We start from the raw sequence: 26,131 nt of genomic DNA on the forward strand, positions 1-26,131 counted from the left end.
ATTACTTTAAAATTAATCTATAACTAATAACTATGTGATTAAATATTTCAATTAACAACTTAAAATAATGCACAATTCAAAATTCACAATTAAGGAGGAAATTAATTTTATAAATTAATTTCTTTAACTATTTTCACATATACATTTAGAACTAGCATATCTGTATGGTCATAACTTAGAGTTTAGTAAAAATGAATTAGTGTCCAATGAAAAATAATTACGTAAAATATAATAAATAAGTATCAGAGGTGTGTTTATGTGAAGAAAAGAAAATTTATTACTAAAATTTTAATTTTATTTATTATATTTTATATGATACTTTATAATTTAAGTGTAAAATTTTATATAGATGAAGGAAAATTTGCATTAATCCATTATAAGTATGAAGAAGCTTACAACAAAAATGACTATATAAGTGTAATTAGATTAAATAAGCCTTTAGCTCGTATTGAGAAATATAAAATAGAAAAAGAAAATGTTGTAAATATAATCACTAAAGATGAAGAAAATATTATAGTATCTTTTTTAGGAGAAGCAGAACTTTGCAATATAGGGAATGAAAATGTAATAGATTGGATAGATACCTATTATTTAAGTCCTATAGAGCTGAACTTTAATATGGATTCCTATAAAGTAAAAAGAAAAAACTTTGTTTTTCAAGTAAAGAACAGTAAAGAAAATATTATAAGTTTTAAATATAGAGAAGAGATAATAAATGTAGTTTTAAATTAAAATAGCGAACTTATTTTTAAGTTCGCTATTTTAATTTAATAAAGATAAATTTCAGCTTAATGTGCAAACTATAACTTAGTTTTATAAGCGCTAGCGTCATATATAGATAGCAAAAAAAATTCTAATTGTGTTATAATTAAGTAAAGAGTCATAAAAGTTTTACGATTTTGGTGGTGATGAAGTGAGTTTAAATTTTGATTTAAAGCTTACAATGGAACAAAAATTAATTATGACTATGGAGATGCAACTATCAGTAAAGCTTCTACAAATGTCTTCATATGATTTATTGAAGCATATAAATAATGAGTTAGAAGAAAATATAGTTTTAGAAGCAAAATCACAAGAGAGTGATGAGCCAAGAAAAGAAGAGATTAATTATTCTAAGTTGATAAAACATTTAGAAAACGGTAACAAAACCTTTGAATATGGATATAAAGATGAAGAAGTTTCTCCTTTAAACTTTGTTTCTGCAAAAAAAAGCTTAAAAGATTTCCTAAAAGAACAGTTAATAGAAATAAGTCTGGAAAGGCCAATGATAGATTTATGTAATTATATGGTGGAGTGTATAGATGAAAGAGGATATTTAGATACTTCATTAGAACAGATAGCAAAGATTAAAAAACAATCATTAGAATATTGTGAAAGAGCTTTAGGGGTAATCCAAGATTTAGAACCTATAGGAGTAGGGGCTAGAGATTTAAAAGAATGTCTAAAAATTCAATTAAAAAGAAAAAAACTAGGGAATTCATATATATATGAAATTGTAGATGAATACTTAGAGCTAGTTTCTAAAAATAAATATAATGATATAGCTAAAAAACTAAAAATAGATAGTAAAACTGTTCAAGATTATGTGGACATAATTAAAACTTTAGAACCTAAACCTGCAAGAGGATATTTTACAGGTGAAGAAATAAGCTATATAATTCCTGATGCTACTATAAGAAGAATAGAGGATGACTTTATAATTATTATGAATGACACTATTCTTCCTAAGTTAAACGTAAACACTGTGTATAAAGAAATATTAAATAATAGTGAAGAAAAAGAAGTTGTGGATTATGTAAAAGAAAAGATGAATAAGGCAATGTTTTTAATTAAAAGCATAGATGAGAGAAGAAATACATTATATAAAGTTATAGAAGAAATAATTTCATTACAAAAACTTTATTTTATGTATGGAGAAGATTATTTAAAACCTATGACTATTAAAAATGTAGCAGATAATATAAATTTTCATGAATCTACAATAAGTAGAGCTATAAAGGATAAATATATTGCTCTTCACATTGGAAAAGTAATTAAAATAAAGGATCTGTTCACAAATTCATTAAATACTATGAATGATGATATTTCCACCAATAATATAAAGAAAAAAATTAAAGAAATAATTGATGGTGAAAATAAGAAAAAACCTTTTTCTGATTCAACTATATGTAATATGTTGAATAATGAAGGAATAATGATTTCAAGGAGAACTATAGCAAAATATAGAGAACAGCTAGGTATTTTCAGTTCTTCTCAGAGAAAAAGGTTATAATTTCTATTATTGAAAAAATGCACTAAAATATTATAAAAGCTATTCACAAAAATAGCTTTTTATAGTATAATATAAGAGGGACAAAAAATGACCTACGGGCGTTAAATGTCCAGGGGAGTACAATGATGCAAGAAATTTTAAAACTACAATTAAAGTTAGTACCAGAATTATTGGAAATTATGGAGGAACGGTATAACATTCTAAAAAATATTTACTATAATCAACCTATTGGAAGAAGACTTTTAGCAACAAACGTTAATTTAAGTGAAAGAGTAGTAAGGAGTGAAATAAACTTCTTAAAGGAACAAAAACTTATAGATGTTAATAGCTTAGGAATGACTATTACCAAAGAAGGAGAAGAAATATTACAGGGATTGAAAAATTTTATTGGAGAATTAAGAGGATTTCAATCTATAGAATGTTATATTAAAGGAATATTAAACTTAAGAGAAGTTATTATAGTTCCTGGAGATGTAGATGAAGATAAAGCTGTATTAAATGAATTAGGCAAAATTGCTTCTAATTATGTGAAAAATATTTTAAAGGATGGCATAATAATTTCTTTAACAGGAGGAAATACTGTAAAGGAGATTGTAGATAATTTTCCGAAAATAAACAATTTTAACAATATAACAGTACTTCCTGCTAGAGGTGGTATAGGAAAAGATATAGAAATTCAATCAAATACACTAGCTGGCAGATTAGCATCAAAATTAAATGCCAACTATGAAATATTAAATATTCCCGATAATATCAGTGAGGATACCTTCGAGGCCTTAATAAATGAGAAGGGAATAAGAGAAATATTCAGTAAGATAGAAAATTCTTATATAGTTATTCATGGAATAGGCGATGCTAATGAAATGTCTCAAAAAAGAGATTTAAGTAAAGAAGTTATTGAAAACATAAAAAAACTTAATGCAGTAGGAGAAGCTTATGGACATTATTTTAATTATAGTGGAGATATTGTCTATTCAATGCCTACTATAGGTATAAAAATTGATAAGATTTCCTCTGTAGAGAATATGATTGCTGTAGCAGCAGGAAAATATAAAGCTAAAGCAATTATATCAGCTATAAGAGATAGAAGTAATGAAGTTTTAATTACTGATGAAGCTACTGCTAAAGAAATTTATAACACATTATTAACTGATGGTATTAAACTTTATTAAGTTAAACAGACACTTAAAATATATAATTATTTTTTAGGAGGAGAACTTAAATGATAAAAGTTGGAATTAATGGATTTGGAAGAATAGGAAGAAATGTTTTTAAAGTATTAATTAAGAAATATGGAAGTGAATTAGAAGTTGTAGCTATTAACGATTTAACTAATCCAAAGACACTAGCTCACTTATTAAAGTATGATGCATTATATGGTAAATTTGACGGAACAGTAGAAGCTAAAGAAAATTCTATAGTAGTTAATGGAAAAGAAATAAGAATATTTGCAGAAAGAGAACCTAAAAATATTCCTTGGGGTATTTCAGGAGTGGATATTGTTATAGAATCAACAGGATTATTCACTGATGCAACTAAAGCTAAAGCACATATAGAAGCAGGAGCTAAAAAAGTATTAATTTCTGCACCAGCTAAAAATGAAGATATAACAGTAGTTTTAGGTGTTAATGAAGAAGAATATGATAGTTCAAAACACAATATAATATCAAACGCTTCTTGTACAACTAACTGTTTAGCACCATTTGCTAAAGTATTAGATAAAGAATTTGGAATAGTAAAAGGTCTTATGACTACTGTTCACTCTTATACAAATGACCAAAAAATATTAGATGCACCTCATAGCGATTTAAGAAGAGCGAGAGCAGCAGCAGAAGCTATGATTCCAACTACTACAGGAGCTGCTAAGGCAGTATCATTAGTTTTACCTCAATTAAAAGGAAAATTGAATGGTATGGCTGTAAGAGTACCAACACCAACAGTTTCAATGACAGATTTAGTTTGCGAATTGGAAAAAACAGCTACAGCAGAGGATATAAATGCAGCATTTAAAAATGCCGCAGAAGGCGAATTAAAAGGAGTATTAGAATATAGTGAGGAACCATTAGTATCCATTGATTATAGAGGAAATGAACATTCATCAATAGTTGACGGATTATCAACAATGGTAATTGAAGGCAATTTAGTTAAAGTTGTTTCTTGGTATGATAATGAATGGGGATACTCAAATAGATTAGCTGATTTAACAAAATATGTTGCTGACAGACTATAATTTTAAATTTGATTATAGTATAAGTAAAAATAAAAATCTAGTTCTGTAACATATGCGGGACTAGATTTTTTTGTTATAAAATATAAGGCATATTCAAGAAAATAACTATTCAGTATGCTTGTCTATTTTTAATCATACTGCGTCGTCAGAACTCCATGATAGCTAAGGCTATCACGAAAACCTATTTCCTTGTCTGATACAAAATATACACCCATCTTTGATTAGTTATTTTAGTTCATATACCTAAGCATCTTCAAAAAAATTATAAAGAATTAAATATGTTGTTTTAGTTAATTGCAATAAAATCCAAATTATTGTAGAATTTTAAGAGAAGTATCTAGAAGAATGAAAGGGGATTAACAATGGTATTCAACAAAAAAACTATAGAAGATGTAATTGTTAAAGGAAAAAAATTATTAGTTAGATGTGATTTTAATGTTCCAATTGTAGATGGATTAATAACAGATGAAAATAGATTGTTAGGTGCTCTTCCTACAATAAAATATTTAACTGATAATGGTGGGAAAGTAATCTTATGCTCACATCTTGGAAAACCAAAAGGAGAGCCTAAAAAAGAATTATCTTTAGAACCAATAGCAAAGAGATTGTCGGAGCTTTTAAATATAGAAGTTAAATTTGCAGATGATGATAATGTAGTTGGTGAAAATGCTATAAGACTAGTAAAGGAAATGAATGAAGGCGAAGTGGTATTACTTCAAAATACCAGATTTAGAAGTGAAGAAACTAAGAACGAAGATACATTTTCTAAAGAGCTAGCATCACTTTGCGATGTTTTTGTTAATGATGCATTTGGTACTGCACATAGAGCTCATTCATCTACAGTTGGTGTTACTAAATTTGTAGATGTAGCTGTTTGTGGCTATCTAATACAAAAGGAACTTAAATTTTTAGGCGAAGCAGTTGAAAATCCAGTTAGACCTTTCACAGCAATCTTAGGAGGAGCTAAGGTTTCTGACAAAATAAACGTTATAAATAATTTGTTAGAAAAGGTTGATACCTTAATAATTGGTGGAGGAATGGCTTATACATTTTTAAAAGCAAATGGACACCAAGTAGGAAATTCGTTAGTAGAAGAAGATAAAGTGAAATATGCACTTGATATGATGAAAAAAGCAGAAGAAAAGGGAATTAAACTTTTAATTCCTCTAGATCATGTAGTAGCTGATAAATTTTCAAAAGATGCTAAACCTATAATAACAGAAAATGAAAATATTAGTGATGGATATATGGGATTAGATATTGGGCCGAAGACAAGAGAGCTTTATAAGAGTTCAATAGCAGTATCTAAGACTATAATATGGAATGGACCTATGGGTGTATTTGAGTTTAGTAACTTTGAGGAAGGCACTAAAGCTGTTGGAGAGGCAATGGCAAATAATAGTGAAGCTACTACTATAATAGGCGGAGGAGATAGTGCAGCAGCGGTAAATATATTCGGATTTGGAGATAAAATGACTCATATATCTACTGGTGGTGGTGCATCACTTGAATTTTTAGAAGGTATAGAGCTTCCAGGAATAGTTGCTCTAAATGATAAATAAAAAATATTAGCTTCGGAGGGATAGTTATGAGAAAAGCAATAATTGCAGGTAACTGGAAAATGCATAAAACTGTAAGTGAAGCTACAGCTTTAGTAGAAGAATTAAAACCATTAGTTAAGGGAGCAACTTGTGACGTAGTTGTGTGTCCAACTTCTATATGTTTACCAGCAGTAGTAGAAGCAGTTAAGGGAACTAATATAAAAGTAGGGGCACAAAATATGCATTTTGAAGAAAGTGGTGCTTTTACAGGAGAAATTTCACCAATAATGCTTAAGGATTTAGGTGTTGAATATGTAATTATAGGACATAGTGAGAGAAGACAGTATTTCAATGAAACTGATGAAACTGTTAATAAAAAGCTAAAATCTGCTTTTAACCATGGATTGGTTCCAATATTATGCATTGGTGAATCATTAGAAGAAAGAGAAGCTAATATAACAGAGGAAATATTAGCTAAACAAGTTAAATTAGATTTAAATGGAATTACATCAGAAAATGTTAAGGAAATGATTATAGCTTATGAACCAATTTGGGCCATAGGAACTGGAAAAACAGCTACAGCAGATGATGCTAATGAAACAATTGGTTTTATAAGAAAAGTAATAGAGAAATTATATGGTAGCGAAGTAAGTGAAGCTGTAAGAATTCAATATGGTGGTTCTGTAAAACCTTCTACTATTAAAGAACAAATGGGAAAAGAACATATAGATGGAGGGTTAATTGGAGGTGCTAGTCTAAAAGCACAGGATTTTAGTGCCATTGTAAATTATTAATTTAAAAGGTGGGATAAATAATGGCTAAGAAACCAGTGATGTTAATGATTTTAGATGGATTTGGCTTAAGTGATAATTTAGATGGCAATGCAATAAGAAATTCATATAAGCCAAATTTTGATAAGCTATTTAATGAATATCCACACACTACATTAAAAGCTAGTGGCATAAGTGTAGGTCTCCCAAAAGGCCAAATGGGAAACTCAGAGGTTGGACATTTAAATATTGGTGCTGGAAGAATAATTTATCAAGAATTAACAAGAATAAGTAAGGATATAAATGAAGGTTCATTCTTTAAGAATGATGCATTTAATAAGGCGATAGATAATGCTAAAGTGAATAATTCTTCTATGCATTTAATGGGACTTTTATCAGATGGAGGAGTACATTCTCATATAGAGCATCTTAAAGCGCTAATTACATTATGTAAAGATAAAGGACTTAAAAAAGTATATGTACATTGTTTTCTAGACGGAAGAGATGTATTGCCTTCTTCAGCAAAGACTTTTATAGAAGAATTAGAAGCCCATATGAAAGCTGAAAATACAGGAAAGATTGCAACTATATCTGGAAGATATTATGCTATGGATAGAGATAATAGATGGGAAAGGATACAACTTGCCTATAATGCTGTAGTCAAAGGTGAAGGTATTAAAGCAAATAATCCTACAGAAGCTATTGATATGGCTTATCATGATAATAAAACTGATGAATTTGTTATTCCTACAGTGATATTAGAAGATGGAAGTCCTATAGCTAAAATATCTAATAAAGATTCGGTGATATTCTTTAATTTTAGACCAGATAGAGCAAGAGAGATAACTAGAGCCATAAATGATAAAGTATTTACTCACTTTGAAAGAGAATCTTTTGAATTAACTTATGTAACTATGACTCAGTATGATAAAACTTTAGAAAATGTAATAGTAGCTTATACTCCTGAGAGTTATAATAATACTCTTGGGCAATATGTGAGCTCTAAAGGTTTAAAGCAACTTAGAATAGCAGAAACAGAAAAATATGCCCATGTTACATTTTTCTTTAATGGAGGAGTAGAAGCTCCAAATCCTAATGAAGATAGAGTATTAATCCCTTCACCTAAGGTTGCTACTTATGATTTAAAACCTGAAATGAGTGTTTATGAAGTAACAGAAGAAGTTTTAAATAGATTAGATAGCAATGAGTATGATATGATAATATTAAATTATGCTAATCCAGATATGGTAGGTCATAGTGGTGTTATAGAAGCAGCAATTAAAGCCATAGAAGCAGTAGACATCTGTTTAGGTAAGGTAGTAAATAAGATATTAGAAATGGATGGAACACTATTTATAACTGCGGATCATGGAAATGCAGAGCAAATGATAGATTTCTCAACAGGAAAGCCAATGACTGCACATACAACAAATGAAGTGCCATTTATTTATGTTTCTAAAGAAGCTAAAGAATTGAGAGAAGACGGAATATTAGCGGATATTGCACCGACTATGTTAAAGGTTATGAATTTAGAGATTCCAAGTGAAATTACTGGAAAATCATTAATCAAATAGTAAATATCTTAATATATATTTCTAAATATTTACCTTATGAGGAGGAGAACTTATATGAAACAACACGTTGAAATTATTGACGTATACGCAAGACAAATATTAGACTCAAGAGCATTCCCAACTGTAGAGGTTGAAGTAACTCTAGAAGATGGAACAGTAGGAAGAGCTGCAGTGCCATCTGGAGCTTCAACAGGAATATATGAAGCTGTTGAATTAAGAGATGGAGATAAGTCAATATACAATGGAAAAGGTGTTCTAAAAGCTGTTGATAATGTAAATGACGTAATAGCTGAAGAATTAATAGGAATGAATGTATTTGATCAAGTTGTAATAGATAAAGCTATGATTGAAATTGATGGAACAGAAAATAAAGGTAAATTAGGGGCTAATGCAATGCTTGGAGTATCTTTAGCATGTGCAAGAGCTGCTGCTGAATATTTAGGACTTGGAATTTATCAATATATTGGTGGAGTAAATGCAAAGGTTTTACCAGTACCAATGATGAATATATTAAATGGTGGAAGCCATGCTGATAATAATGTAGACTTACAAGAGTTTATGATAATGCCTGTAGGAGCTAAGTCTTTTAGTGAAGCACTAAGAATGTGTTCAGAAGTTTATCATGAATTAAAAGCCATATTAAAAGCTAAAGGATTATCAACTGGTGTTGGTGATGAAGGTGGGTTTGCACCAGACTTAGCTTCAAATGAAGATGCTATAAAAGTTATCATGGAAGCTATAGAAAAAGTTGGATACAAAGCTGGCGAGGAGATATTTATAGCACTTGATCCTGCTTCATCTGAGTTCTATGAAGATGGAAAATATAATTTAGTAGGAGAAGGCAGAGTTCTAACTCCAGAAGAAATGGCTAATTACTATGTTGAGCTTTGTGAAAAATATCCTATAATCTCAATCGAAGATGGTATGGCAGAAGAAGATTGGGAAGGATGGAAGTATTTAACTGAAAAACTTGATAAAAAAGTTCAATTAGTAGGAGACGATTTATTTGTTACAAATACTAAGAGATTAGAGATGGGAATTGAAAAAGAAGTTGCTAACTCAATTCTTATAAAATTAAACCAAATAGGTACATTAACTGAAACAATAAATGCTATGGAAATGGCTTCTAGAGCTGGATACACTGCTGTTGTTTCTCATAGAAGTGGAGAAACTGAGGATACAACAATAGCTGATTTAGTTGTAGCAATGAATGCAGGACAAATTAAAACTGGTGCACCAGCTAGAAGTGAAAGAGTTGCTAAGTATAATCAATTGTTAAGAATTGAAGAAGAACTAGGTGACATGGCTGAATATAGAGGAATAAAAGCATTCTATAACATCAAAAGAAAATAATTTATTGTAGCACAGGAGATTTAACTCTCCTGTGCTAACTTTTATGGAATTTTATAGTTAAATTTTTATATACAATAATGACTTTACATTGTAAATTATAAATTAATATGTTAAAATAGGTACATTAATGGTTAGGTACAGGAGGGGTGTACAAGTGAAAAATACACTTTTAACGATTCAAATAATTTCTGCAATTGTAGTAATAGTGTCTATATTATTACAACCAAGTAAAGGAAATGGAATACAAGGGTTAGTATCAGGATCTTCAGATACATTTTATTCTAAAAACAAAACTAAAACTAAGGAATCTTTTCTAATGAAACTTACTATAGTTTCCTCAGTAATATTTATTATTTCTATAACATTAATAAATATGAATTTATAAAAGCTAAAGTAGCGCAGGCTGCTTTAGCTTTTTTTTAAGCTGTTATAACTTTTTAAATAGATAAATTTAGAAGATTAAACATAAAGTGTTTAACTTTTTTAAGATATTATTGAATAAGATTAAATTGTATATGAATTTTATTCAATTCACTTAGTGATTAGTTAAAATATTCCCTTTCCTTTGTTATAAATATTCCTTAAAATTTCTAATAATTATAATGAAAATAAAATATAATTTAACTTATTTGTAAAAATAATAATTAATTAACATTTATAAACTAAAATGTATTTTCCTTTATAAATTCATATTTACATGTTAAATCATTAAAGTATATAATTAAGATATGGTAAAGAATAGGTTTGTAACAAGGGGGAGAACTCATGGGGGAGTATAAATCAAAGCTAGAAAGCAAGGAAATGGACTTCTTATTTGAGGGAATAGCAAGTTTAAAAACTAAGGAGGAATTTTATAGATTTTTTGAAGACATATGTACAGTTTATGAGATAAAAGCAATTGAGCAAAGATTACAAGTTGCAAGAATGCTTATGGAAAAAAGAACATATCTTGATATTGCTAGTAGTACTGGAGCAAGTACTGCGACTATTAGTAGGGTAAATAGAGCTTTAAATTATGGCAGTGATGGATATAAAATTATTTTTGAAAGAGTAAAGTGGATAGAGGATAAATAGTTAATTATAGAGTAAGAAATCGTGGCATTAAGTCACGATTTTGTTTTTTAGGTTTATTACAAATGTATCTGTGTTATAATAATAAGATAGTATGTTCGTAACCTATATTTAGTTTAGGAGTGATTTAATGGACTTAAAACAATTATTAAACAAAGAACAATATGAAGCAGCAGTATGTGTTGATGGACCATTACTAATATTAGCAGGTGCGGGTTCAGGAAAAACTAGAGTTTTAACTTATAGAATAGCCCACATGATAGAGGATTTACATATATATCCTTCTCAAATTCTTGCTATAACTTTTACTAATAAAGCAGCAGGAGAAATGAAGGAAAGAGTTATGACTTTAGTAGGAGAAAAAGCAGAAAACATGTGGATTTCTACTTTTCACTCTAGTTGCGTAAGAATACTTAGAAGAGAAATTGATAAATTAGGCTATAATAAAAACTTTACTATATATGATAGCTATGATGCTAAGACTTTAGTTAAACAATGTATGAAAGAACTAAGTATAAATGAAAAAGACATAACTGATGGAGAAATTTTAGGTAACATTTCTTCAGCTAAAAATGATTTAGTTTCAGCGGAAAAGTTTAAAAAAGAAAATGAAAGCGATTTTAGAAAGAATAAAATAGCAGATGTTTATCTTTTATATCAAAAGAAACTTAAGGCTAGTAACTCATTAGATTTTGATGATCTAATATTTAAGACTGTAGAAATTTTAAGAAACTATCCTGATGTAAAAGAATTTTATCAAAAGAAGTTCAAATATATAATGGTTGATGAATATCAAGATACCAATAGAGCACAATATGAACTTGTGAAGCTTTTAGTAAATGAAATGGAGAATATCTGCGTTGTTGGAGATGATGATCAATGTATTTACCAATGGCGAGGTGCGGATATCAGAAATATCTTAGACTTTGAAAAGGACTATCCTAATACAAAGATTATTAAGTTAGAACAAAACTATCGTTCTAAGGGCAATATTTTAAATGCAGCTAATATGGTTATTAAAAATAATGCTCAAAGAAAAGAAAAAGTACTAAGAACAGATAGTGAATTAGGAGAAAAGCTTAAAGTTTATAGAGCTTTTAGCGACATAGATGAAGGAAATTTTGTTGCAAGTGAAATTAAAAGGCTTATGAAAGAGGAAAATAAAGATTTTAAGGATTTTGCTATACTTTATAGAATGAACTCTCAATCGCGTATTTTAGAGGAAGCCTTTAGGAAACAAGATATTCCATATAAAATTGTAGGAGGATTGAAGTTCTACGATAGAAAAGAAATTAAAGACATAATGGCATATTTAAAGCTTATAAATAATCCATTAGATGATATAAGCTTAAGAAGAATTATAAATGAACCTAAAAGAAGTATAGGGGATACCACTGTGGGTAAAATTCAAGAGGTAGCAAGTGAGCAGGAAGACTGTCTTTATAATACTCTTTTAGATGCAGATATGATACCTAATTTAACTGCAAGAGCGGTAACATCTATAAATAAATTCACCAGTCTTATTAATAGCTTTATAGCAAGAGCCGATGACATGCCTATTTCAGAGCTTATTATGGCAATTTTAGATGAAAGTGGTTATATGGCTATGCTTAAAAATTCTAATACTACAGAGGATGAAAGTAGGATTGAAAACTTAAAAGAATTAGTTTCTGATGCAGTAGAATTTGAGAAAACCAGTGATGATAAGTCACTAGCAGCATTTTTAGAAAAAGTTACCCTTGTTTCAGACATAGATAATTTAGAAGAAAAAGAAGAAACTACTGTAATGATGACTGTGCATAGTGCAAAAGGACTTGAATTCCCTGTTGTATTTTTGGTTGGTATGGAAAATGGAATTTTCCCAGGTATGAGTTCCTTAAATAGTTTTCATGAAATGGAAGAGTCAAGAAGACTTTGTTATGTTGCTATAACTCGTGCTAAAGAGAATTTATATATATCTTCTGCAGAAACTCGTATGGTTTTTGGAAGAACAGTAAATTATCCTGTATCAGATTTTGTATCGGAAATTCCTCAAAGTCTTAAAGAGGTAGTAGGTGGAGAAAAAGCAAGAGGAGTAAATACATTTAAAAGTAAAGCTAGGGCTTCTTCAGCAGTAAATCCACATTCTTTAAGGGGAATGGAAATGCAGAGAATTACAAATTCTATAACAAAATCAGCAACTTTTATTATAAATGGAGATGAAGATAGTAAAACTATAGATACAACTGAAGCTACTCCAGGAAGAAAAGTTAAGCACACTAAATTTGGTGTGGGAACAATAATTTCTGTTTCAGGAACTGGAGAAGATATGCTCTTAACTATTGCTTTTGACCAGATGGGAATTAAAAAGTTAATGCTGACTAAATCACCAATGGAATTTCTTTAAGGTCTCTGAAATAAAATAACTAGTCAAAGGTGGAATGAATATTTTTTTCATAGAGGTTGATAAAATTCATTAATAGTGATTTTATCATTAGATTTTGTGGAGAAAATATAATCTAATAGCATACCATATTGACTAGTTATTTTTAAGATGACTAACATTCGAAAGGAAGTTTTATGATGAATAATAGAGATAGAATGATTTCATTAATTGAGGAGCTTAATAAGCATGCATATGAATATTATGTTTTAGATAAACCTTCAATTTCAGATAAAGAGTATGATAAATTATATGATGAATTAGTTGCTTTAGAAAAGGAATTAGGAGAAATACTACCACATTCTCCAACTCAAAGAGTTGGAGATATAATATTGCCTGAATTTAAAAAGTATGTTCATAAAGGAAAGTTATGGAGCTTAGACAAGGCTCAAAATTTGCAGGGAATTATAGATTTTCATAATAGAAACTTAAAAGCAATAAGAGAATATAACAATAATCATGAAGATAAATTACCTAATCCTAGTTATATAGTAACTAAAAAATTTGATGGACTTTCTATAAACCTAACCTATAATGAGGATGGGGTATTGAGCACTGCAGCTTCCAGAGGCACTGGAGAAATAGGAGAGGATATCACTGCACAGGTTAAGACTATAAAATCTGTACCGCTTAAGATTAATAGTAATAGTGTGATTGAAGTACGTGGAGAGGCCATAATGACAAAGGAAGCCTTTGAAAGTTATAATGCTACTGCAGAAGTACCACTTAAAAATCTGAGAAATGGTGCAGCAGGGGCCTTAAGAAACTTAAATGTAAGGGAAACAGCAAAGAGAAATTTATCTGCTTTTTTTTATGATATACCATACAATGAAGGAAATGCTTTTAAAACCTATGAAGAAATGATAAATTTTATTATAGAAAAAGGTCTTCCAGTAGATTCCTATTTTAAAGTATGTACTACTATTGAGGAATTGGAAAGTGAAATATCTTATATAGAAAGCGTACGTAACGAATTAAATTATGATATAGATGGAGCAGTTATCGCAATAAATGATATGAAGACTCGTGAGCTTTTAGGATATACAGTAAAGTTTCCTAAATGGGCAATTGCTTATAAGTTTGAAGCAGAAGAGGCAACTTCTAAAATATTATCTATAGAATGGAATGTTGGAAGAAGTGGAAGAGTTACACCTACAGCCATATTAGAACCTATAGAATTAGGTGGTGTTACAGTAAAGAGAGCCACGCTTAATAATATGGATGATATTAATAGGAAAGGTGTTAAGTTAGGCTGCGATGTTTTTGTACGTCGTTCAAATGATGTTATTCCTGAAATTATGGGAGTAGTAGAAAGTACTATAGAAAATTCTTCTGAAATAGAACCACCTAAAGTTTGTCCAAGTTGTGGAACTGAGTTAATTCAAAATGGAGTTCACTATTTTTGTGAAAATACACTATCATGTAAACCTCAAATGGTAAAAAGCATAGTTCATTATGCTAGTAGAGAAGCAATGAATATAGAAGGGTTCAGTGAAAAAACTGCAGAGGCATTATTTGAGAAGCTGAATATAAAATCTATTCCAGATCTATATAAAATTAAAAAAGAAGAACTTTTACACTTAGAAAAATTTGGAGAAAAAAAATCTCAAAATTTAATTAATGCATTAGAAAAAAGCAAGAACTGTGAATTAGCTTCATTTATATATGCTTTAGGCATTCCAAATGTAGGAAAGAAAACTGCAAAAGATTTGGCTAATGAGTATAAAACAATGGAGAATTTAATGAATTCTTCTTTTGAATCTTTAATTAGTATTCCGGAAATTGGAGAAATTGTAGCTAAAAGCATTATAGATTTCTTTAATTTAGAGCAAGTTGTAGAAAATATTCAACAATTATTCCAATTAGGGATAAAACCTTATTTTGAGGAGATAGAGATAAAAGAAAATCCTTTTGCAGGTAAAACTATGGTAGTTACAGGAACTTTGGAAAATTATTCGAGAAATGAAATTAAAGAAAAATTAGAAGCTTTAGGAGTAAAAATATCTAGTAGCGTAAGCAAAAAAACTGATTACGTTTTAGTAGGTAAAGAACCAGGTTCTAAATATGCTAAGGCATTAGAATTAGAAATTAAAGTATTGAATGAAGAAGAATTTAGGAAAATGATAGATGGATTATAGCATAGAAAGTTAGTCAAAACTTTATTATGAACTTTTATGTTTTAATTTAATAAAAACTTATATGTAAAGCAGTAAAAATAAATGAAGAAATAAAGATAAATAAAGCATTAATCAAAGGATTAACGCTTTATTTTGTATTATATGCTCTCTTTAGATATATTCTCACATAAATCTTTTTTCTCTGAGATTTCATCTTCTGAAGTTTCATCCCCATGGTTATAATTAACAACCACATCATTATTTTCAATAGCTTTTGTTAATCTATAAATATTATGAGAAAGTTTTTCTAAAAGATAATTTCTATATCTTGTTTGATGGAAAAATTGATTAAAAATTACAAAGCTCCATATTCCTAAAAATGTAAAAGTGAAAAGAGCAATTATTCCCAAAATTTTAAGTAATAATGTTAACATTATCTTACCTCCAGTAAACTAACCATTTATATAAACATGATTTTATACAGATCATAATTTTTATTATTTAGTATTATATCATATAATTACCCTATTTAGTATTTTTATGTTATAAATTTTTATTATATGAATTGAATTAATATATATAATTTGTAAATAATTAATAAATGAAATATGGTATTGAGGAATGATATTTAATGAAGAAAGTAGTATTTGCAATATTTTTAGTTATAATCTGTATATTTTCTATTTCCATTGAAGATTCAGATAATATGTTTGTGAGAAATACAGAGAAAGATTATATAGTTTATAATATGGAGGAAAGACCTAACAATTTAATTATGACATCTTCTACAAATGCAAGAGAAAAAGATTTGTTATTAGCATTATTTCAAGGGTTGATTAAAAAAAATAGCAATGACGATATAGAACCAGCTTTAGCAGAAAGTTATGAAATAAGTGAAGATAAAATAGAGTACAATTTTAAGATAAGAAATGACGCTAAGTATAGTAATGGAAAACCTATAACTGCTGAAGAATTTGTAAAATTTTTTCAAGAATTTCTTCAGGATGAAGATAATATCTATAGTAAAAATTTTGACATAATTTTTGGTGTTAAAGATTTTAGAGAAGGAAAAATACCTTTCTCTAAAGTAGCTATAACCTCTAAGAATGATAATGTGCTGTGTATTAGATTAAATAAACCCTCTAATAATTTATTAAATATTTTATCCAATCCTGTTATGGGACTTAGAGATTATAATGATTTAAAAAATGATTATAAAAATAACTATAAAAATATCTTATATAGTGGGGCTTTTATTATTGAAAGTATAAAGAATAATGAAGATATTATTATAAGTAAAAATGTTAATTATTATGATAATAAAGAAATCACTGATGAGAAAATATTATTCACATTTGTAGAGGATAGCGAAAAAGCATTGGCTTATTTTGAAGTAGAAGAAAATAAAAGCAATATAGATATATTAATGAATCCTCCTGTTAATGAATACTTAAGATTGACGGATGAAAATAAATTAGAGGGATTTCCAGGAAACACTAGTATTTATCTTAACTTTAACTTAAAAGAAAAAAGAATATCAAAGGATATAAATTTTAGAAATTCTATAAATAGCTCTATATCAAAAGACTATTTTGCACAGCAAATGTCAAAGGATTTTGCAGTAGCAGCTTCAGCTTATACTATAAGTAAAGAGCAAATTTTTAATACCTATGGCAACAAATCCTTAGGAGAAAAATTTTTATCTGCTAGTAATTATTCTAAGGAAAATATTTTAACATTACTTTATGAAAACAATTCTCTTGAGAAAAGAGTTGCGGAGGATTTAGTAAAGGATATTAAAGAAGACTTATCAATAAATATAGAAATAACACCCTATGAAAAATCAGAGAGAGAAAAAATGATAAAAGAAGGTAAGTACGATATGATATTACAAGTTCATTCTTTTAAAGACAATGATGAGTTATCTTACTTTGAACTATGGAGTAGCTTTTCTGAAGAAAATAATTATGGATTTTCTAACAATGAATATGATATGTTGTTAAACAAAGCAAAAAATGAGTTAAATTTAGAAGAAAGAAAAAAGCTATATTTAAGTTGTGAAAAAATTTTAAGACAGCATTTACCATCCATACCTATATACAATTTAAATACAGTGATTTGTAAAAAGCCATATATTCGAGGAATACAAATGACAAGAGACGGAAATATAATATTTGATAATATTATATTAGATGATAAGATGTCTGAACAAAATAAATAGTTGAAAATTTAAAATATATTCTTAAAATAAGGACAAAAATACTATCATTTATAAATTCTAGCAATAAGTATAGTATTGAATAGTTATTTTTGAAGATAGCTAAAACTAAATAATTATATAAATTAATAGTTTTTAAAATAGCTTTGCAAGTTTAATATAGAAATTTAAACTTGCAAAGCTATAAAATCTTATATGGTTTTAATAAATAAAATAACATAGAAAATAAGCATGTTTCTATAGGCATCAAAGCTTGGCTTACTAGGTTTAAATGTTTCTTTTTTATTATTATAAGTTACATACTTTGTAAAAATTGGTGCCAGTTCATTATTTTCTGGTGTAGACATTGATGACATTCTAAAAAATTCATCTTGAAGCAGATCATCTGTTTTAGATGAAAAATTCCTGTATCTTTCTACATCATCTAAAGTAGGAGCTTCAGGCCAGCTTAAAATTAATCCTGAACCAACTACTTGATTTTTATATATATTATGAACTAATGAATTATCAGGATTTTCTCCTTCATCTTTTTCTATATCATAATGAAGCATCATTGCATATAAATATAGCATTATCTCATCTGCGGTAAATTTATTTTCTTTTTCTTGAAAATTTTTTATGAAAATGCCATTATCTCCTTGATAAAGACTTTCCAGTATAGAGTATGCTTTTTGACTTTCATCTTTAAATTTCTTTATATTTGTAGTTTTATATAAAATCATACAATTTATATAAAGTAAACAGGTAGTATCTAAATTCTCTCTTAGGGATGATATAGGAATGTGCCTTAAATTTTCAATCATAAGCTCTGAAAAATCTAAAAGTAGAACTAATGCTTCATCTAATTTAGAATATTTATAAAAAATGTTAAAAGCAAAACAAATTTTCACTAGTTCATCGTGAGAAACATTATAGATTTCTTCTTTAAATTGTTGAAACATATTCAGTATATCTAGAGCAAAATTTTTAAATTGATTGTCTTCACTAATTTTATCATAGGTAGAGTATTTATAGTAAGCAGTCATTAGTAATGCTTGATTAGAAAATTTAAATTTATTTTCCTTATCACGAAGATTATATTGACCTAATAATGGTTCAGAATCATCTACCTTATCAACAAAAACTCCTTCATTATTTCTACAGTTTAGAGCATAAAACTCAAGTTGTTCTCTTGCTAAATTTAGATAATAATTTTTAAGTGAGTATTTATTATTATCAATATCTATAAAATCATTATAATAATCTGCTAGCTCTAAGAGGCTTAAAGTCATATAAGCATTAGAAGCAATGTTTATTTCTTTTTTAAACTTTCTATCATTCCATCTAAGTTTTTCATTATTATTTATTAGTTTTCCATCAGCTTTTTTATATAGGCTTAATAGTGGAGAATTTCCATCGTTTATGCTATCATCATTTGTAGGTAATATTTTATTCCTCAAATGTTCACTAGGTGAAACAATGCCACAACTGGAGCCTAAAACTATGTGTGCTATAGATTCTTTAGATAAGTAAAAGAGTTGACTTTTTATGTTTTCGTTATCTAAAATATTAATTCGTAAGAACGGTCCTATATATTTCAACGTAACACCACCATAATATTGATTATATTTAATAATATGATGGTAAATGGGAAAATGTGCTAACTATTTACATTAGAAAAAGTTAAAGGAGAATTAAAATGGAAGTTGGAAAGCTAAATTGGGATGATTTAAAATATATTATTGATAAAAACAAAAGTGTAAAAAGAGATGAGGTTAGAGTTAGAAACGGGATTGGTGAAGATTGTGCAGTTATAGAATACGGGGACTTTGAATGTGTTGTTTCTACTGATCCAGTGACAGGAGCAGATGAAAATATAGGAAAAATTGCAGTACATATAAATTGTAATGATATTGCTTCCTGTGGAGTTGAACCTATAGGTATACTTGTAACAATCTTAGCACCTCCTACTTCTAGCTTAGAAGATATAAAAAAAATAATGAATCAAATCGATGAAGAAACAAAAAAATTAAATGTTGAAATATTAGGAGGACATACGGAAATTACGGAAGCGGTAAATAAAATTGTAGTATCTTGTACTGCTATAGGTAAAGGAAAAAAGAATAGCGCTATATCTACTTCAGGAGCTAAAGTTGGAGACTCCATCATAATAACTAAGAAATTATGTTTAGAAGGTACTTCAATTTTAGTTAATGACTTTTATGATAAATGTAAAAAAGTTCTTACAGAAGAGGAAATCAATATAGCAAAATCATATGTTGAGAGTATAAGTGTTGTAAAAGAAGGAAAAATTGCTGGAGATCATAGAGCAAATTCTATGCATGATATCACAGAGGGAGGAGCATTAGGAGCACTATGGGAGATGGCAAAAGCTAGTAATGTAGGCTTTAAAGTTTACAAAGAAAAAATGCCTATTTCTAATATTACTAAAAAACTTTGTGATGAGTTTGGCATAGATCCATTAAAATTTATTTCTTCAGGAAGTATGGTAATAACAACTGAAAATGGAGAAGAATTAGTAAAAAAGATGGTTGAAAGTGGTATAGAAGCTACTATTATAGGGTGTATTATAGAAGAAAAAGGTATATTAGTTGATGAACAAATAGAAATAGAAGTAGCACCGCCAGAAAGAGATGAACTTTTTAAAATATTTTAAATCAAAACTAAATATTGTAGTTATACGGAGGAGAATATGAAAAAATTAATAATAGCAAGTAATAATAATCATAAAATACAAGAGATAAAAGAGATGCTTAAAGATTTTCCATTAGAAGTTTTAGGATTAAAAGAAGCAGGAATAGATATTGATATTGAAGAAAATGGCACTACATTTATAGAAAATGCATTAATAAAGGCTAAAGCTATACATAATATATCAAAAGAAAATATGGTATTGGCAGATGACTCAGGATTGATGGTAGATGCGTTAAATGGCGCACCAGGAGTTTATTCAGCAAGATATAGTGGGGAACATGGCAATGATGTAGCTAATAATAAAAAGCTTATAAAAGAGCTTGAAGGAGTATGCTTTGAAAAAAGAGATGCTGCCTTTGTTTGTGCTATGGCTTTAATTGTAAATGAAGAAAACATAATAAAGGTTGAAGGCAAGGTAGAAGGAAAAATCAAAGAACAGTACATAGAAATAAAAGATGCTTTTGGATATGACCCATTATTTTATATAGAGAGTTTAGGTAAAACCTTTGCAGAAGTAAGTTCACAAGTAAAAAACTCTATGAGTCATAGAGGAAGAGCATTAGAAAGTTTAAAAAAAGAATTAGTTAAATATATAGATTAAACAATGGAGAATTGACAATGGACAATTGACAATTATGGTTGAAATTAATTCTTACAAATTAACTTCTTTAAATAGATTTTTCAATAAAAGTGACTGAGCCACTTTGACAAGAAATAAATTTAGAACTTCTCTTATAAAGAGAAGTATCGATAATTCTCCATTGCCAATCGTCAATTCTCAATTGTATAAGGGTTCCACTAAGGTGAAAAAAGCTAGCAATTGTATTGATAGAGAAAAATTAGTTAAAGAAATTAGTTTGATTAAAACTAATTTCCTCCTTAATTATGCATTGTGAATTAAATAAAATTGTCCATTGTCAATTCTCAATTAGATGTATTGATTTTATTGAAAACTTGATTTTTTATGGCGATAATATTATACTGTTGTTTTAATTTTAATATTTCAGTAGGAGGAATGTATATTGAAAATAGGCGTAATAAGTGACACTCATGGGAGCTTAAAAAGTATAGAAAATGCTATGAAGGTCTTAAAAGATTGTGACGTAATATTTCATTTAGGTGATTATGCTAACGATATAAATTATATTGAAGAAATATATGACGGAAAGATTATAGCTGTAAGAGGTAATTGTGACTTTTATAGTAATATTTGCGAAGAAAGAATAGAGCAGATAGCTAATAACACCATATTTTTAACACATGGTGACAAATATGGTGTTAAAATAAATATTTTTAAGCTAAGATATAAAGCTATGGAGGTAGGAGCTAATATTGTATTATATGGTCATTCCCATGTATCAAAGATAGAATATGAAGATGGAATATGGTTTATAAATCCTGGAAGCCCATCACAGCCTAGAAATAGAATTAAAACTGTATGTATTATTAATATAAATAATAATGAAGTTAACCCGCAGATTGTTGAAATATAAGGTGATTTAGTGTATTACTTTTCAAATGTTAGCAAGATTTACTAAAAAAATTACCTAAATTTTTATAAAAAATTTCAAAAAGATGTTGACTTATAAAAATAAATGATGTAAAATAATCATTGTCGTCAGGATAAAACAATAAATTGACAAGCCAATAAAATGAAGTGAAATCTTCGGGGTGTGGCGCAGATGGGAGCGCGCGTGGTTTGGGACCATGAGGTCGCAGGTTCAATCCCTGTCACCCCGACCACTAATTTTTAAATTTAATATGCGGGTGTAACTCAATGGTAGAGTGCTAGCCTTCCAAGCTAGTTACGAGGGTTCGATTCCCTTCACCCGCTCCAAAGTGTAAAAACACATATGCGTTTTTAGCTCAGCTGGATAGAGCAACGCCCTTCTAAGGCGTGGGCCAGGGGTTCGAATCCCTTAAAACGCACCATATATATGGTGGCCGTAGTTCAGTTGGTAGAGCACCAGATTGTGGCTCTGGGTGTCGTGGGTTCGAATCCCATCGGTCACCCCATATATACATATTGGGATGTCGCCAAGCGGTAAGGCACCAGACTTTGACTCTGGCATTCGTAGGTTCAAATCCTGCCATCCCAGCCAAATGGTTCACTAGCTCAGTCGGTAGAGCACATGACTTTTAATCATGGTGTCCGGGGTTCGATCCCCCGGTGAGCCACCAAAAACTAAAGATAAAAATATGCAGGTGTGGCGGAATTGGCAGACGCACTAGACTTAGGATCTAGCGCCTTCGGCGTGGGGGTTCGACTCCCTTCACCTGCACCAATTAAAACAAAAGATTATGCGGGAGTGGCTCAGTGGTAGAGCGTCACCTTGCCAAGGTGAACGTCGCGAGTTCGAATCTCGTCTTCCGCTCCAACATGCGGGTGTAACTCAATGGTAGAGTGCTAGCCTTCCAAGCTAGTTACGAGGGTTCGATTCCCTTCACCCGCTCCAAGGTGCAAAAGCACATATGCGTTTTTAGCTCAGCTGGATAGAGCAACGCCCTTCTAAGGCGTGGGCCAGGGGTTCGAATCCCTTAAGACGCACCATATATGGTGGCCGTAGTTCAGTTGGTAGAGCACCAGATTGTGGCTCTGGGTGTCGTGGGTTCGAATCCCATCGGTCACCCCATATATAAATTAAATATTGGGATATCGCCAAGCGGTAAGGCACCAGACTTTGACTCTGGCATTCGTAGGTTCAAATCCTGCTATCCCAGCCAAATGGTTCACTAGCTCAGTTGGTAGAGCACATGACTCTTAATCATGGGGTCCGGGGTTCGAGACCCCGGTGAGCCACCAAATATAAAAATTAATATGCAGATGTGGCGGAATTGGCAGACGCACTAGACTTAGGATCTAGCGCCTTTGGCGTGGGGGTTCGACTCCCTTCATCTGCACCAATTAAAACAAAAGATTATGCGGGAGTGGCTCAGTGGTAGAGCGTCACCTTGCCAAGGTGAACGTCGCGAGTTCGAATCTCGTCTTCCGCTCCAATATGCGGGTGTAACTCAATGGTAGAGTGCTAGCCTTCCAAGCTAGTTACGAGGGTTCGATTCCCTTCACCCGCTCCAAAGTGCAAAAGCACTGATGTGCGTTTTTAGCTCAGCTGGATAGAGCAACGCCCTTCTAAGGCGTGGGCCAGGGGTTCGAATCCCTTAAGACGCACCATTTTTTATTAATATATTAAATTGAGTGATAAATTCAAATATCGGGGTGTGGCGCAGATGGGAGCGCGCGTGGTTTGGGACCATGAGGTCGCAGGTTCAATCCCTGTCACCCCGACCATTGAATTTTAAACTTGATATGCGGGTGTAACTCAATGGTAGAGTGCTAGCCTTCCAAGCTAGTTACGAGGGTTCGATTCCCTTCACCCGCTCCAATTATTTTTTGTACTAAAGATAAATTTAAAAGTATATCAATTACTAAATAGTCTTCATAAGAAGCACAGATATATTTAGTAATTTTTTTGTATAAACTAAAAATTATGCACCTATAGCTCAGCTGGATAGAGTGGTGGACTTCGAATCCAAAGGCCGTGAGTTCGAATCTCGCTAGGTGCACCATAGATAAAGCTAGAGAAATCAATGGTTCTCTAGCTTTTTTTGTATATTGAAAACCACCTGCTATGCAGGTGAGTTCAGAAAAGCTTTAGTGATGAGTATGACAAAAAAGACCTCCTTTTGTTAAAATAGAAATGGTTTCGTCAGCCAAGTCCAAAAACAAAAGGAGGTCATCCAAAATGGATAGTAATAGTTTATCACACACAAAGTGGAACTGCAAATACCATATAGTATTCGCGCCAAAATTCAGAAGGAAAGAAATATATGGGGAAAAGAAAGCAGAGATAGGGAAGATATTAAGGCAACTGTGTGAATGGAAAAGTGTTGAAATAATACAAGCAAATGCATGTGTAGATCATATACATATGTTGGTTTCAATTCCACCAAAAATGAGTGTATCAAGTTTTGTAGGATTTCTTAAAGGGAAAAGTAGCTTAATGATATTTGAGAAATTTGCAAATTTAAAATATAAATATGGAAATAGGCACTTCTGGTGTAGAGGATTTTACATAGATACAGTAGGGCGCAATAAAAATGCAATAGAAGAATATATAAAAAATCAGCAAAAAGAAGATATGATGTCAGATCAAATAAGTATAAAAGAATATATGGACCCTTTTAAGGGTAGCAAGTAACAAAAGATGCAGCTGGCGGAACAAAAAAGCGCCTTAAGGCGCAATGCTAGTAAAATGTCCTTATAGGACGATAGAAATACCACCAGCTAAGCTGATGGATTCTTATTTAAACTGTAAGGCAAATTTTAATATTTTTAAAACGTAAACTTTTATGTATTAACCTTCTTTAATAACTTTATCAGCTTTAGTTAAATCATTTTTAAGTTGTTCTTCTGGAGTAGCATAAGCAGGATACCATCCTTTGCTTATTGCCATATCAGACAATTTAAAATGATCATTAATGCAAGAGTTAAGTTGACTAGTTAACATTTGTCTAAGTTGAGGATTAGTTGCTTCAGGTATAGCTTTACTTAATGAAGATATATCTGCTTTTGAATCTGTTAAGGCACTTAAAGCTATATCTTTATCATCCATAATATTCATATTTGTATCATTCGTATCAAATAGTCCCATTTTTTGCCTCCTAATATTGTAAATTTTCTTTTGCAAATGTTTGCAATTCTTGAAGCTTAGTTTTCTTACCATCTAATGAAGAAGTTAAGAAATTTTTTAATTCTTGGTCATTTACCATATTTAAAGTTGCAGTAGCCTTTTTTACACCAAGAATACTAGTTGATAATAACTCATGAAGTTCTAATGTTTCATGAGGAGCTAGTTTTGGATTATTTTCCATAATTAATCACCTCCATGATAGTATTATTACTAAACGAATATTAATGTATTCATCAAATATGTATAATTCATAATGAATGATAAGCATAACGGTAATATAATCTTATTTATTGGCATATTTATATTAAGTAATTTAAATTAACAATGTTTTGGAGGGTATTTTTGAATATTAGTAATATTAAAGAAATAATATTGTTTGAGCATCATTTTTGGTTACAGATTTTAGGGGATCATTCTAGATTTCTTTTAAACTCACTTTCAACAAAAGAGATGCCTTTTATTGAACAAGCAAATAGATTTAAAGATTTATTTGATAAATTACTAATGAAATCGAAACAATCGCTTTCAGAAGAAGAGATTGTTGCCTTAAATAATCATGCTTATGATGCAGCTATGAAAATTAGAGAGTTTAAGCTAGATATACTTGATAGGCAGATTACTGATAAAATCACCATTTCATTACCACCTACATTTATTAATCATATGGTTAATGAAGTTGAAGAATATATATTTATATTAACTAGATTGATAGAAGGAAATGTATTTAATATAGACTCTATTGATCTCCATCTTTTATGGCTTCCAGATGGAGCAGGTCATGCATCCAGTATAGCTAGTAGCCTTGATATGACAGAAAAAGAGTTGATTAAAAAGAGCAATCAATATTCTAAGGAATTTGATAACTTATACTTAAGGACTATAGAATACAATGGTTATACAAGAACTGGTATCTGTGATTTCCCTGCACTTGATAGTCTCAATAATACTGCTGATAAAATAATGAGTTGTTTTAAAGAATTCTTAAATGAATTAAAAAAAGGTATTATAGAAAAGAAAATACTTGGAACTCTTGTACCATTGGTGCCTGATCATATGTTTAGAGAAGAATGTTACTATTTAACGAAGCTTTCAATGGTTTCAAACATAAAAAGACCTGAATGTAATCCTACAAAGCCAAGAGTAGAGAACTAAATATAATCATTAGAATAAAAAAGGAT

22 protein-coding genes and 20 tRNA genes are annotated in these 26,131 nt (G+C 29.8%); 38 read left to right on the forward strand and 4 right to left on the reverse strand.

Going from position 1 to position 26,131, the window contains the following annotated elements:
* Window positions 1-258 precede the first annotated feature (258 nt).
* The 12 genes from ACWPW7_RS09250 to ligA all read left to right on the forward strand — a co-directional run bounded on the left by ACWPW7_RS09250 (window position 259) and on the right by ligA (window position 15,371).
* A complete protein-coding gene (locus ACWPW7_RS09250) occupies window positions 259-732 on the forward strand; it encodes a hypothetical protein (protein WP_454053293.1) in 474 nt (157 codons plus the stop codon).
* 181 nt (window positions 733-913) lie between these two features.
* On the forward strand, window positions 914-2,272 hold the full coding sequence (gene rpoN / locus ACWPW7_RS09255) for an RNA polymerase factor sigma-54 (RefSeq protein WP_454053294.1): 1,359 nt from the start codon (window positions 914-916) through the stop codon (window positions 2,270-2,272).
* Window positions 2,273-2,397: 125 nt separating this feature from the next.
* On the forward strand, window positions 2,398-3,444 hold the full coding sequence (locus ACWPW7_RS09260; protein ID WP_454055490.1) for a sugar-binding transcriptional regulator: 1,047 nt from the start codon (window positions 2,398-2,400) through the stop codon (window positions 3,442-3,444).
* A 50-nt stretch (window positions 3,445-3,494) separates the two neighbouring features.
* The gene (gene gap / locus ACWPW7_RS09265; protein WP_454053295.1) at window positions 3,495-4,502 is read left to right on the forward strand and encodes a type I glyceraldehyde-3-phosphate dehydrogenase; all 1,008 of its coding nucleotides are present in this window, start codon (window positions 3,495-3,497) and stop codon (window positions 4,500-4,502) included.
* A 362-nt stretch (window positions 4,503-4,864) separates the two neighbouring features.
* Window positions 4,865-6,064 carry a phosphoglycerate kinase gene (locus ACWPW7_RS09270; RefSeq protein WP_454053296.1) on the forward strand — a complete coding sequence of 400 codons (1,200 nt, stop codon included), beginning with the start codon at window positions 4,865-4,867 and terminating at the stop codon, window positions 6,062-6,064.
* A 26-nt stretch (window positions 6,065-6,090) separates the two neighbouring features.
* Window positions 6,091-6,837: a triose-phosphate isomerase gene (gene tpiA / locus ACWPW7_RS09275; protein WP_454053297.1), complete on the forward strand. Its 747-nt coding sequence runs from the start codon at window positions 6,091-6,093 to the stop codon at window positions 6,835-6,837.
* Window positions 6,838-6,857: 20 nt separating this feature from the next.
* The gene (gene gpmI, locus ACWPW7_RS09280; RefSeq protein WP_454053298.1) at window positions 6,858-8,387 is read left to right on the forward strand and encodes a 2,3-bisphosphoglycerate-independent phosphoglycerate mutase; all 1,530 of its coding nucleotides are present in this window, start codon (window positions 6,858-6,860) and stop codon (window positions 8,385-8,387) included.
* A 54-nt stretch (window positions 8,388-8,441) separates the two neighbouring features.
* Entirely contained in the window at window positions 8,442-9,740 is a 1,299-nt protein-coding gene (gene eno / locus ACWPW7_RS09285; protein ID WP_454053299.1) for a phosphopyruvate hydratase, read from the forward strand.
* Window positions 9,741-9,894: 154 nt separating this feature from the next.
* Window positions 9,895-10,125 carry a preprotein translocase subunit SecG gene (secG, locus tag ACWPW7_RS09290; protein ID WP_291567803.1) on the forward strand — a complete coding sequence of 77 codons (231 nt, stop codon included), beginning with the start codon at window positions 9,895-9,897 and terminating at the stop codon, window positions 10,123-10,125.
* Between the two features lie 380 nt (window positions 10,126-10,505).
* On the forward strand, window positions 10,506-10,814 hold the full coding sequence (locus ACWPW7_RS09295) for a YerC/YecD family TrpR-related protein (protein WP_039634100.1): 309 nt from the start codon (window positions 10,506-10,508) through the stop codon (window positions 10,812-10,814).
* Between the two features lie 127 nt (window positions 10,815-10,941).
* Window positions 10,942-13,197 (forward strand): DNA helicase PcrA, encoded by a 2,256-nt coding sequence (pcrA, locus tag ACWPW7_RS09300; protein WP_454053300.1) that lies wholly within the window; start codon window positions 10,942-10,944, stop codon window positions 13,195-13,197.
* A gap of 173 nt (window positions 13,198-13,370) precedes the next feature.
* Window positions 13,371-15,371 (forward strand): NAD-dependent DNA ligase LigA, encoded by a 2,001-nt coding sequence (ligA, locus tag ACWPW7_RS09305; protein WP_454053301.1) that lies wholly within the window; start codon window positions 13,371-13,373, stop codon window positions 15,369-15,371.
* A gap of 137 nt (window positions 15,372-15,508) precedes the next feature.
* On the opposite strand, the gene ACWPW7_RS09310 is transcribed toward ligA, so the two are convergent.
* Window positions 15,509-15,784, reverse strand: a complete 276-nt coding sequence (locus ACWPW7_RS09310) for a hypothetical protein (protein WP_454053302.1) — start codon at window positions 15,782-15,784, stop codon at window positions 15,509-15,511.
* Between the two features lie 197 nt (window positions 15,785-15,981).
* Between ACWPW7_RS09310 and ACWPW7_RS09315 the strand changes: the two genes are divergently transcribed.
* A complete protein-coding gene (locus ACWPW7_RS09315; RefSeq protein ID WP_454053303.1) occupies window positions 15,982-17,571 on the forward strand; it encodes a peptide ABC transporter substrate-binding protein in 1,590 nt (529 codons plus the stop codon).
* A 188-nt stretch (window positions 17,572-17,759) separates the two neighbouring features.
* On the opposite strand, the gene ACWPW7_RS09320 is transcribed toward ACWPW7_RS09315, so the two are convergent.
* The gene (locus tag ACWPW7_RS09320) at window positions 17,760-19,148 is read right to left on the reverse strand and encodes a hypothetical protein (protein WP_454053304.1); all 1,389 of its coding nucleotides are present in this window, start codon (window positions 19,146-19,148) and stop codon (window positions 17,760-17,762) included.
* Between the two features lie 98 nt (window positions 19,149-19,246).
* Here ACWPW7_RS09320 and ACWPW7_RS09325 point away from each other — a divergent pair, with 98 nt between their 5' ends.
* The 24 genes from ACWPW7_RS09325 (at window position 19,247) to tnpA (ending at window position 24,461) form a co-directional block, all read left to right on the forward strand.
* Window positions 19,247-20,224, forward strand: coding sequence for an AIR synthase family protein (locus tag ACWPW7_RS09325; protein ID WP_454053305.1), 978 nt, complete (start codon window positions 19,247-19,249; stop codon window positions 20,222-20,224).
* A 36-nt stretch (window positions 20,225-20,260) separates the two neighbouring features.
* Complete coding sequence (locus ACWPW7_RS09330; protein WP_454053306.1) at window positions 20,261-20,863, forward strand: XTP/dITP diphosphatase; 603 nt, start codon at window positions 20,261-20,263, stop codon at window positions 20,861-20,863.
* A gap of 421 nt (window positions 20,864-21,284) precedes the next feature.
* Window positions 21,285-21,755, forward strand: a complete 471-nt coding sequence (locus ACWPW7_RS09335) for a metallophosphoesterase (protein WP_454053307.1) — start codon at window positions 21,285-21,287, stop codon at window positions 21,753-21,755.
* Window positions 21,756-21,929: 174 nt separating this feature from the next.
* Window positions 21,930-22,005 (forward strand) — tRNA-Pro (locus ACWPW7_RS09340).
* Between the two features lie 20 nt (window positions 22,006-22,025).
* Window positions 22,026-22,099 (forward strand) — tRNA-Gly (locus tag ACWPW7_RS09345).
* An 18-nt stretch (window positions 22,100-22,117) separates the two neighbouring features.
* Window positions 22,118-22,194: transfer RNA gene (locus ACWPW7_RS09350), tRNA-Arg, on the forward strand.
* 8 nt (window positions 22,195-22,202) lie between these two features.
* Window positions 22,203-22,278 (forward strand) — tRNA-His (locus ACWPW7_RS09355).
* An 11-nt stretch (window positions 22,279-22,289) separates the two neighbouring features.
* Window positions 22,290-22,364 (forward strand) — tRNA-Gln (locus ACWPW7_RS09360).
* A 3-nt stretch (window positions 22,365-22,367) separates the two neighbouring features.
* A tRNA-Lys gene (locus tag ACWPW7_RS09365) sits at window positions 22,368-22,443 on the forward strand.
* Window positions 22,444-22,463: 20 nt separating this feature from the next.
* Window positions 22,464-22,547 (forward strand) — tRNA-Leu (locus ACWPW7_RS09370).
* 18 nt (window positions 22,548-22,565) lie between these two features.
* Window positions 22,566-22,640 (forward strand) — tRNA-Gly (locus ACWPW7_RS09375).
* 4 nt (window positions 22,641-22,644) lie between these two features.
* Window positions 22,645-22,718: transfer RNA gene (locus tag ACWPW7_RS09380), tRNA-Gly, on the forward strand.
* An 18-nt stretch (window positions 22,719-22,736) separates the two neighbouring features.
* Window positions 22,737-22,813 (forward strand) — tRNA-Arg (locus ACWPW7_RS09385).
* Between the two features lie 6 nt (window positions 22,814-22,819).
* Window positions 22,820-22,895, forward strand: a tRNA-His gene (locus ACWPW7_RS09390).
* 16 nt (window positions 22,896-22,911) lie between these two features.
* Window positions 22,912-22,986: transfer RNA gene (locus tag ACWPW7_RS09395), tRNA-Gln, on the forward strand.
* A 3-nt stretch (window positions 22,987-22,989) separates the two neighbouring features.
* A tRNA-Lys gene (locus tag ACWPW7_RS09400) sits at window positions 22,990-23,065 on the forward strand.
* 17 nt (window positions 23,066-23,082) lie between these two features.
* Window positions 23,083-23,166: transfer RNA gene (locus tag ACWPW7_RS09405), tRNA-Leu, on the forward strand.
* A gap of 18 nt (window positions 23,167-23,184) precedes the next feature.
* A tRNA-Gly gene (locus ACWPW7_RS09410) sits at window positions 23,185-23,259 on the forward strand.
* A 4-nt stretch (window positions 23,260-23,263) separates the two neighbouring features.
* Window positions 23,264-23,337: transfer RNA gene (locus ACWPW7_RS09415), tRNA-Gly, on the forward strand.
* A gap of 20 nt (window positions 23,338-23,357) precedes the next feature.
* Window positions 23,358-23,434 (forward strand) — tRNA-Arg (locus ACWPW7_RS09420).
* A 41-nt stretch (window positions 23,435-23,475) separates the two neighbouring features.
* A tRNA-Pro gene (locus tag ACWPW7_RS09425) sits at window positions 23,476-23,551 on the forward strand.
* A 20-nt stretch (window positions 23,552-23,571) separates the two neighbouring features.
* Window positions 23,572-23,645: transfer RNA gene (locus ACWPW7_RS09430), tRNA-Gly, on the forward strand.
* Between the two features lie 107 nt (window positions 23,646-23,752).
* Window positions 23,753-23,829, forward strand: a tRNA-Arg gene (locus ACWPW7_RS09435).
* A gap of 176 nt (window positions 23,830-24,005) precedes the next feature.
* Entirely contained in the window at window positions 24,006-24,461 is a 456-nt protein-coding gene (tnpA, locus tag ACWPW7_RS09440; protein ID WP_454053308.1) for an IS200/IS605 family transposase, read from the forward strand.
* Between the two features lie 156 nt (window positions 24,462-24,617).
* Here the strand turns inward: tnpA and ACWPW7_RS09445 are convergent, their stop codons facing one another.
* Together ACWPW7_RS09445 and ACWPW7_RS09450 are read right to left on the reverse strand one after the other, a co-directional pair.
* Window positions 24,618-24,914, reverse strand: coding sequence for a spore coat protein (locus tag ACWPW7_RS09445; RefSeq protein WP_454053309.1), 297 nt, complete (start codon window positions 24,912-24,914; stop codon window positions 24,618-24,620).
* Window positions 24,915-24,924: 10 nt separating this feature from the next.
* Window positions 24,925-25,134: a hypothetical protein gene (locus tag ACWPW7_RS09450; RefSeq protein ID WP_039634121.1), complete on the reverse strand. Its 210-nt coding sequence runs from the start codon at window positions 25,132-25,134 to the stop codon at window positions 24,925-24,927.
* Between the two features lie 161 nt (window positions 25,135-25,295).
* Between ACWPW7_RS09450 and ACWPW7_RS09455 the strand changes: the two genes are divergently transcribed.
* The gene (locus ACWPW7_RS09455; RefSeq protein WP_454053310.1) at window positions 25,296-26,105 is read left to right on the forward strand and encodes a DUF2935 domain-containing protein; all 810 of its coding nucleotides are present in this window, start codon (window positions 25,296-25,298) and stop codon (window positions 26,103-26,105) included.
* The last annotated feature ends 26 nt before the right edge of the window (window positions 26,106-26,131 follow it).

Source organism: Clostridium sp. Marseille-Q7071, assembly GCF_965112025.1.

Excerpts from the sequence above, each read along its gene's own strand:
- ACWPW7_RS09260 (WP_454055490.1), top strand. The coding sequence starts at position 2,398 with ATGCAAGAAATTTTAAAACTACAATTAAAGTTAGTACCAGAATTATTG.
- gap (WP_454053295.1), top strand. The coding sequence starts at position 3,495 with ATGATAAAAGTTGGAATTAATGGATTTGGAAGAATAGGAAGAAATGTT.
- ACWPW7_RS09270 (WP_454053296.1), top strand. The coding sequence starts at position 4,865 with ATGGTATTCAACAAAAAAACTATAGAAGATGTAATTGTTAAAGGAAAA.
- tpiA (WP_454053297.1), top strand. The coding sequence starts at position 6,091 with ATGAGAAAAGCAATAATTGCAGGTAACTGGAAAATGCATAAAACTGTA.
- gpmI (WP_454053298.1), top strand. The coding sequence starts at position 6,858 with ATGGCTAAGAAACCAGTGATGTTAATGATTTTAGATGGATTTGGCTTA.
- eno (WP_454053299.1), top strand. The coding sequence starts at position 8,442 with ATGAAACAACACGTTGAAATTATTGACGTATACGCAAGACAAATATTA.
- ACWPW7_RS09295 (WP_039634100.1), top strand. The coding sequence starts at position 10,506 with ATGGGGGAGTATAAATCAAAGCTAGAAAGCAAGGAAATGGACTTCTTA.
- pcrA (WP_454053300.1), top strand. The coding sequence starts at position 10,942 with ATGGACTTAAAACAATTATTAAACAAAGAACAATATGAAGCAGCAGTA.
- ligA (WP_454053301.1), top strand. The coding sequence starts at position 13,371 with ATGATGAATAATAGAGATAGAATGATTTCATTAATTGAGGAGCTTAAT.
- ACWPW7_RS09310 (WP_454053302.1), bottom strand. The coding sequence starts at position 15,784 with ATGTTAACATTATTACTTAAAATTTTGGGAATAATTGCTCTTTTCACT.
- ACWPW7_RS09315 (WP_454053303.1), top strand. The coding sequence starts at position 15,982 with ATGAAGAAAGTAGTATTTGCAATATTTTTAGTTATAATCTGTATATTT.
- ACWPW7_RS09325 (WP_454053305.1), top strand. The coding sequence starts at position 19,247 with ATGGAAGTTGGAAAGCTAAATTGGGATGATTTAAAATATATTATTGAT.
- ACWPW7_RS09330 (WP_454053306.1), top strand. The coding sequence starts at position 20,261 with ATGAAAAAATTAATAATAGCAAGTAATAATAATCATAAAATACAAGAG.
- tnpA (WP_454053308.1), top strand. The coding sequence starts at position 24,006 with ATGGATAGTAATAGTTTATCACACACAAAGTGGAACTGCAAATACCAT.
- ACWPW7_RS09445 (WP_454053309.1), bottom strand. The coding sequence starts at position 24,914 with ATGGGACTATTTGATACGAATGATACAAATATGAATATTATGGATGAT.
- ACWPW7_RS09450 (WP_039634121.1), bottom strand. The coding sequence starts at position 25,134 with ATGGAAAATAATCCAAAACTAGCTCCTCATGAAACATTAGAACTTCAT.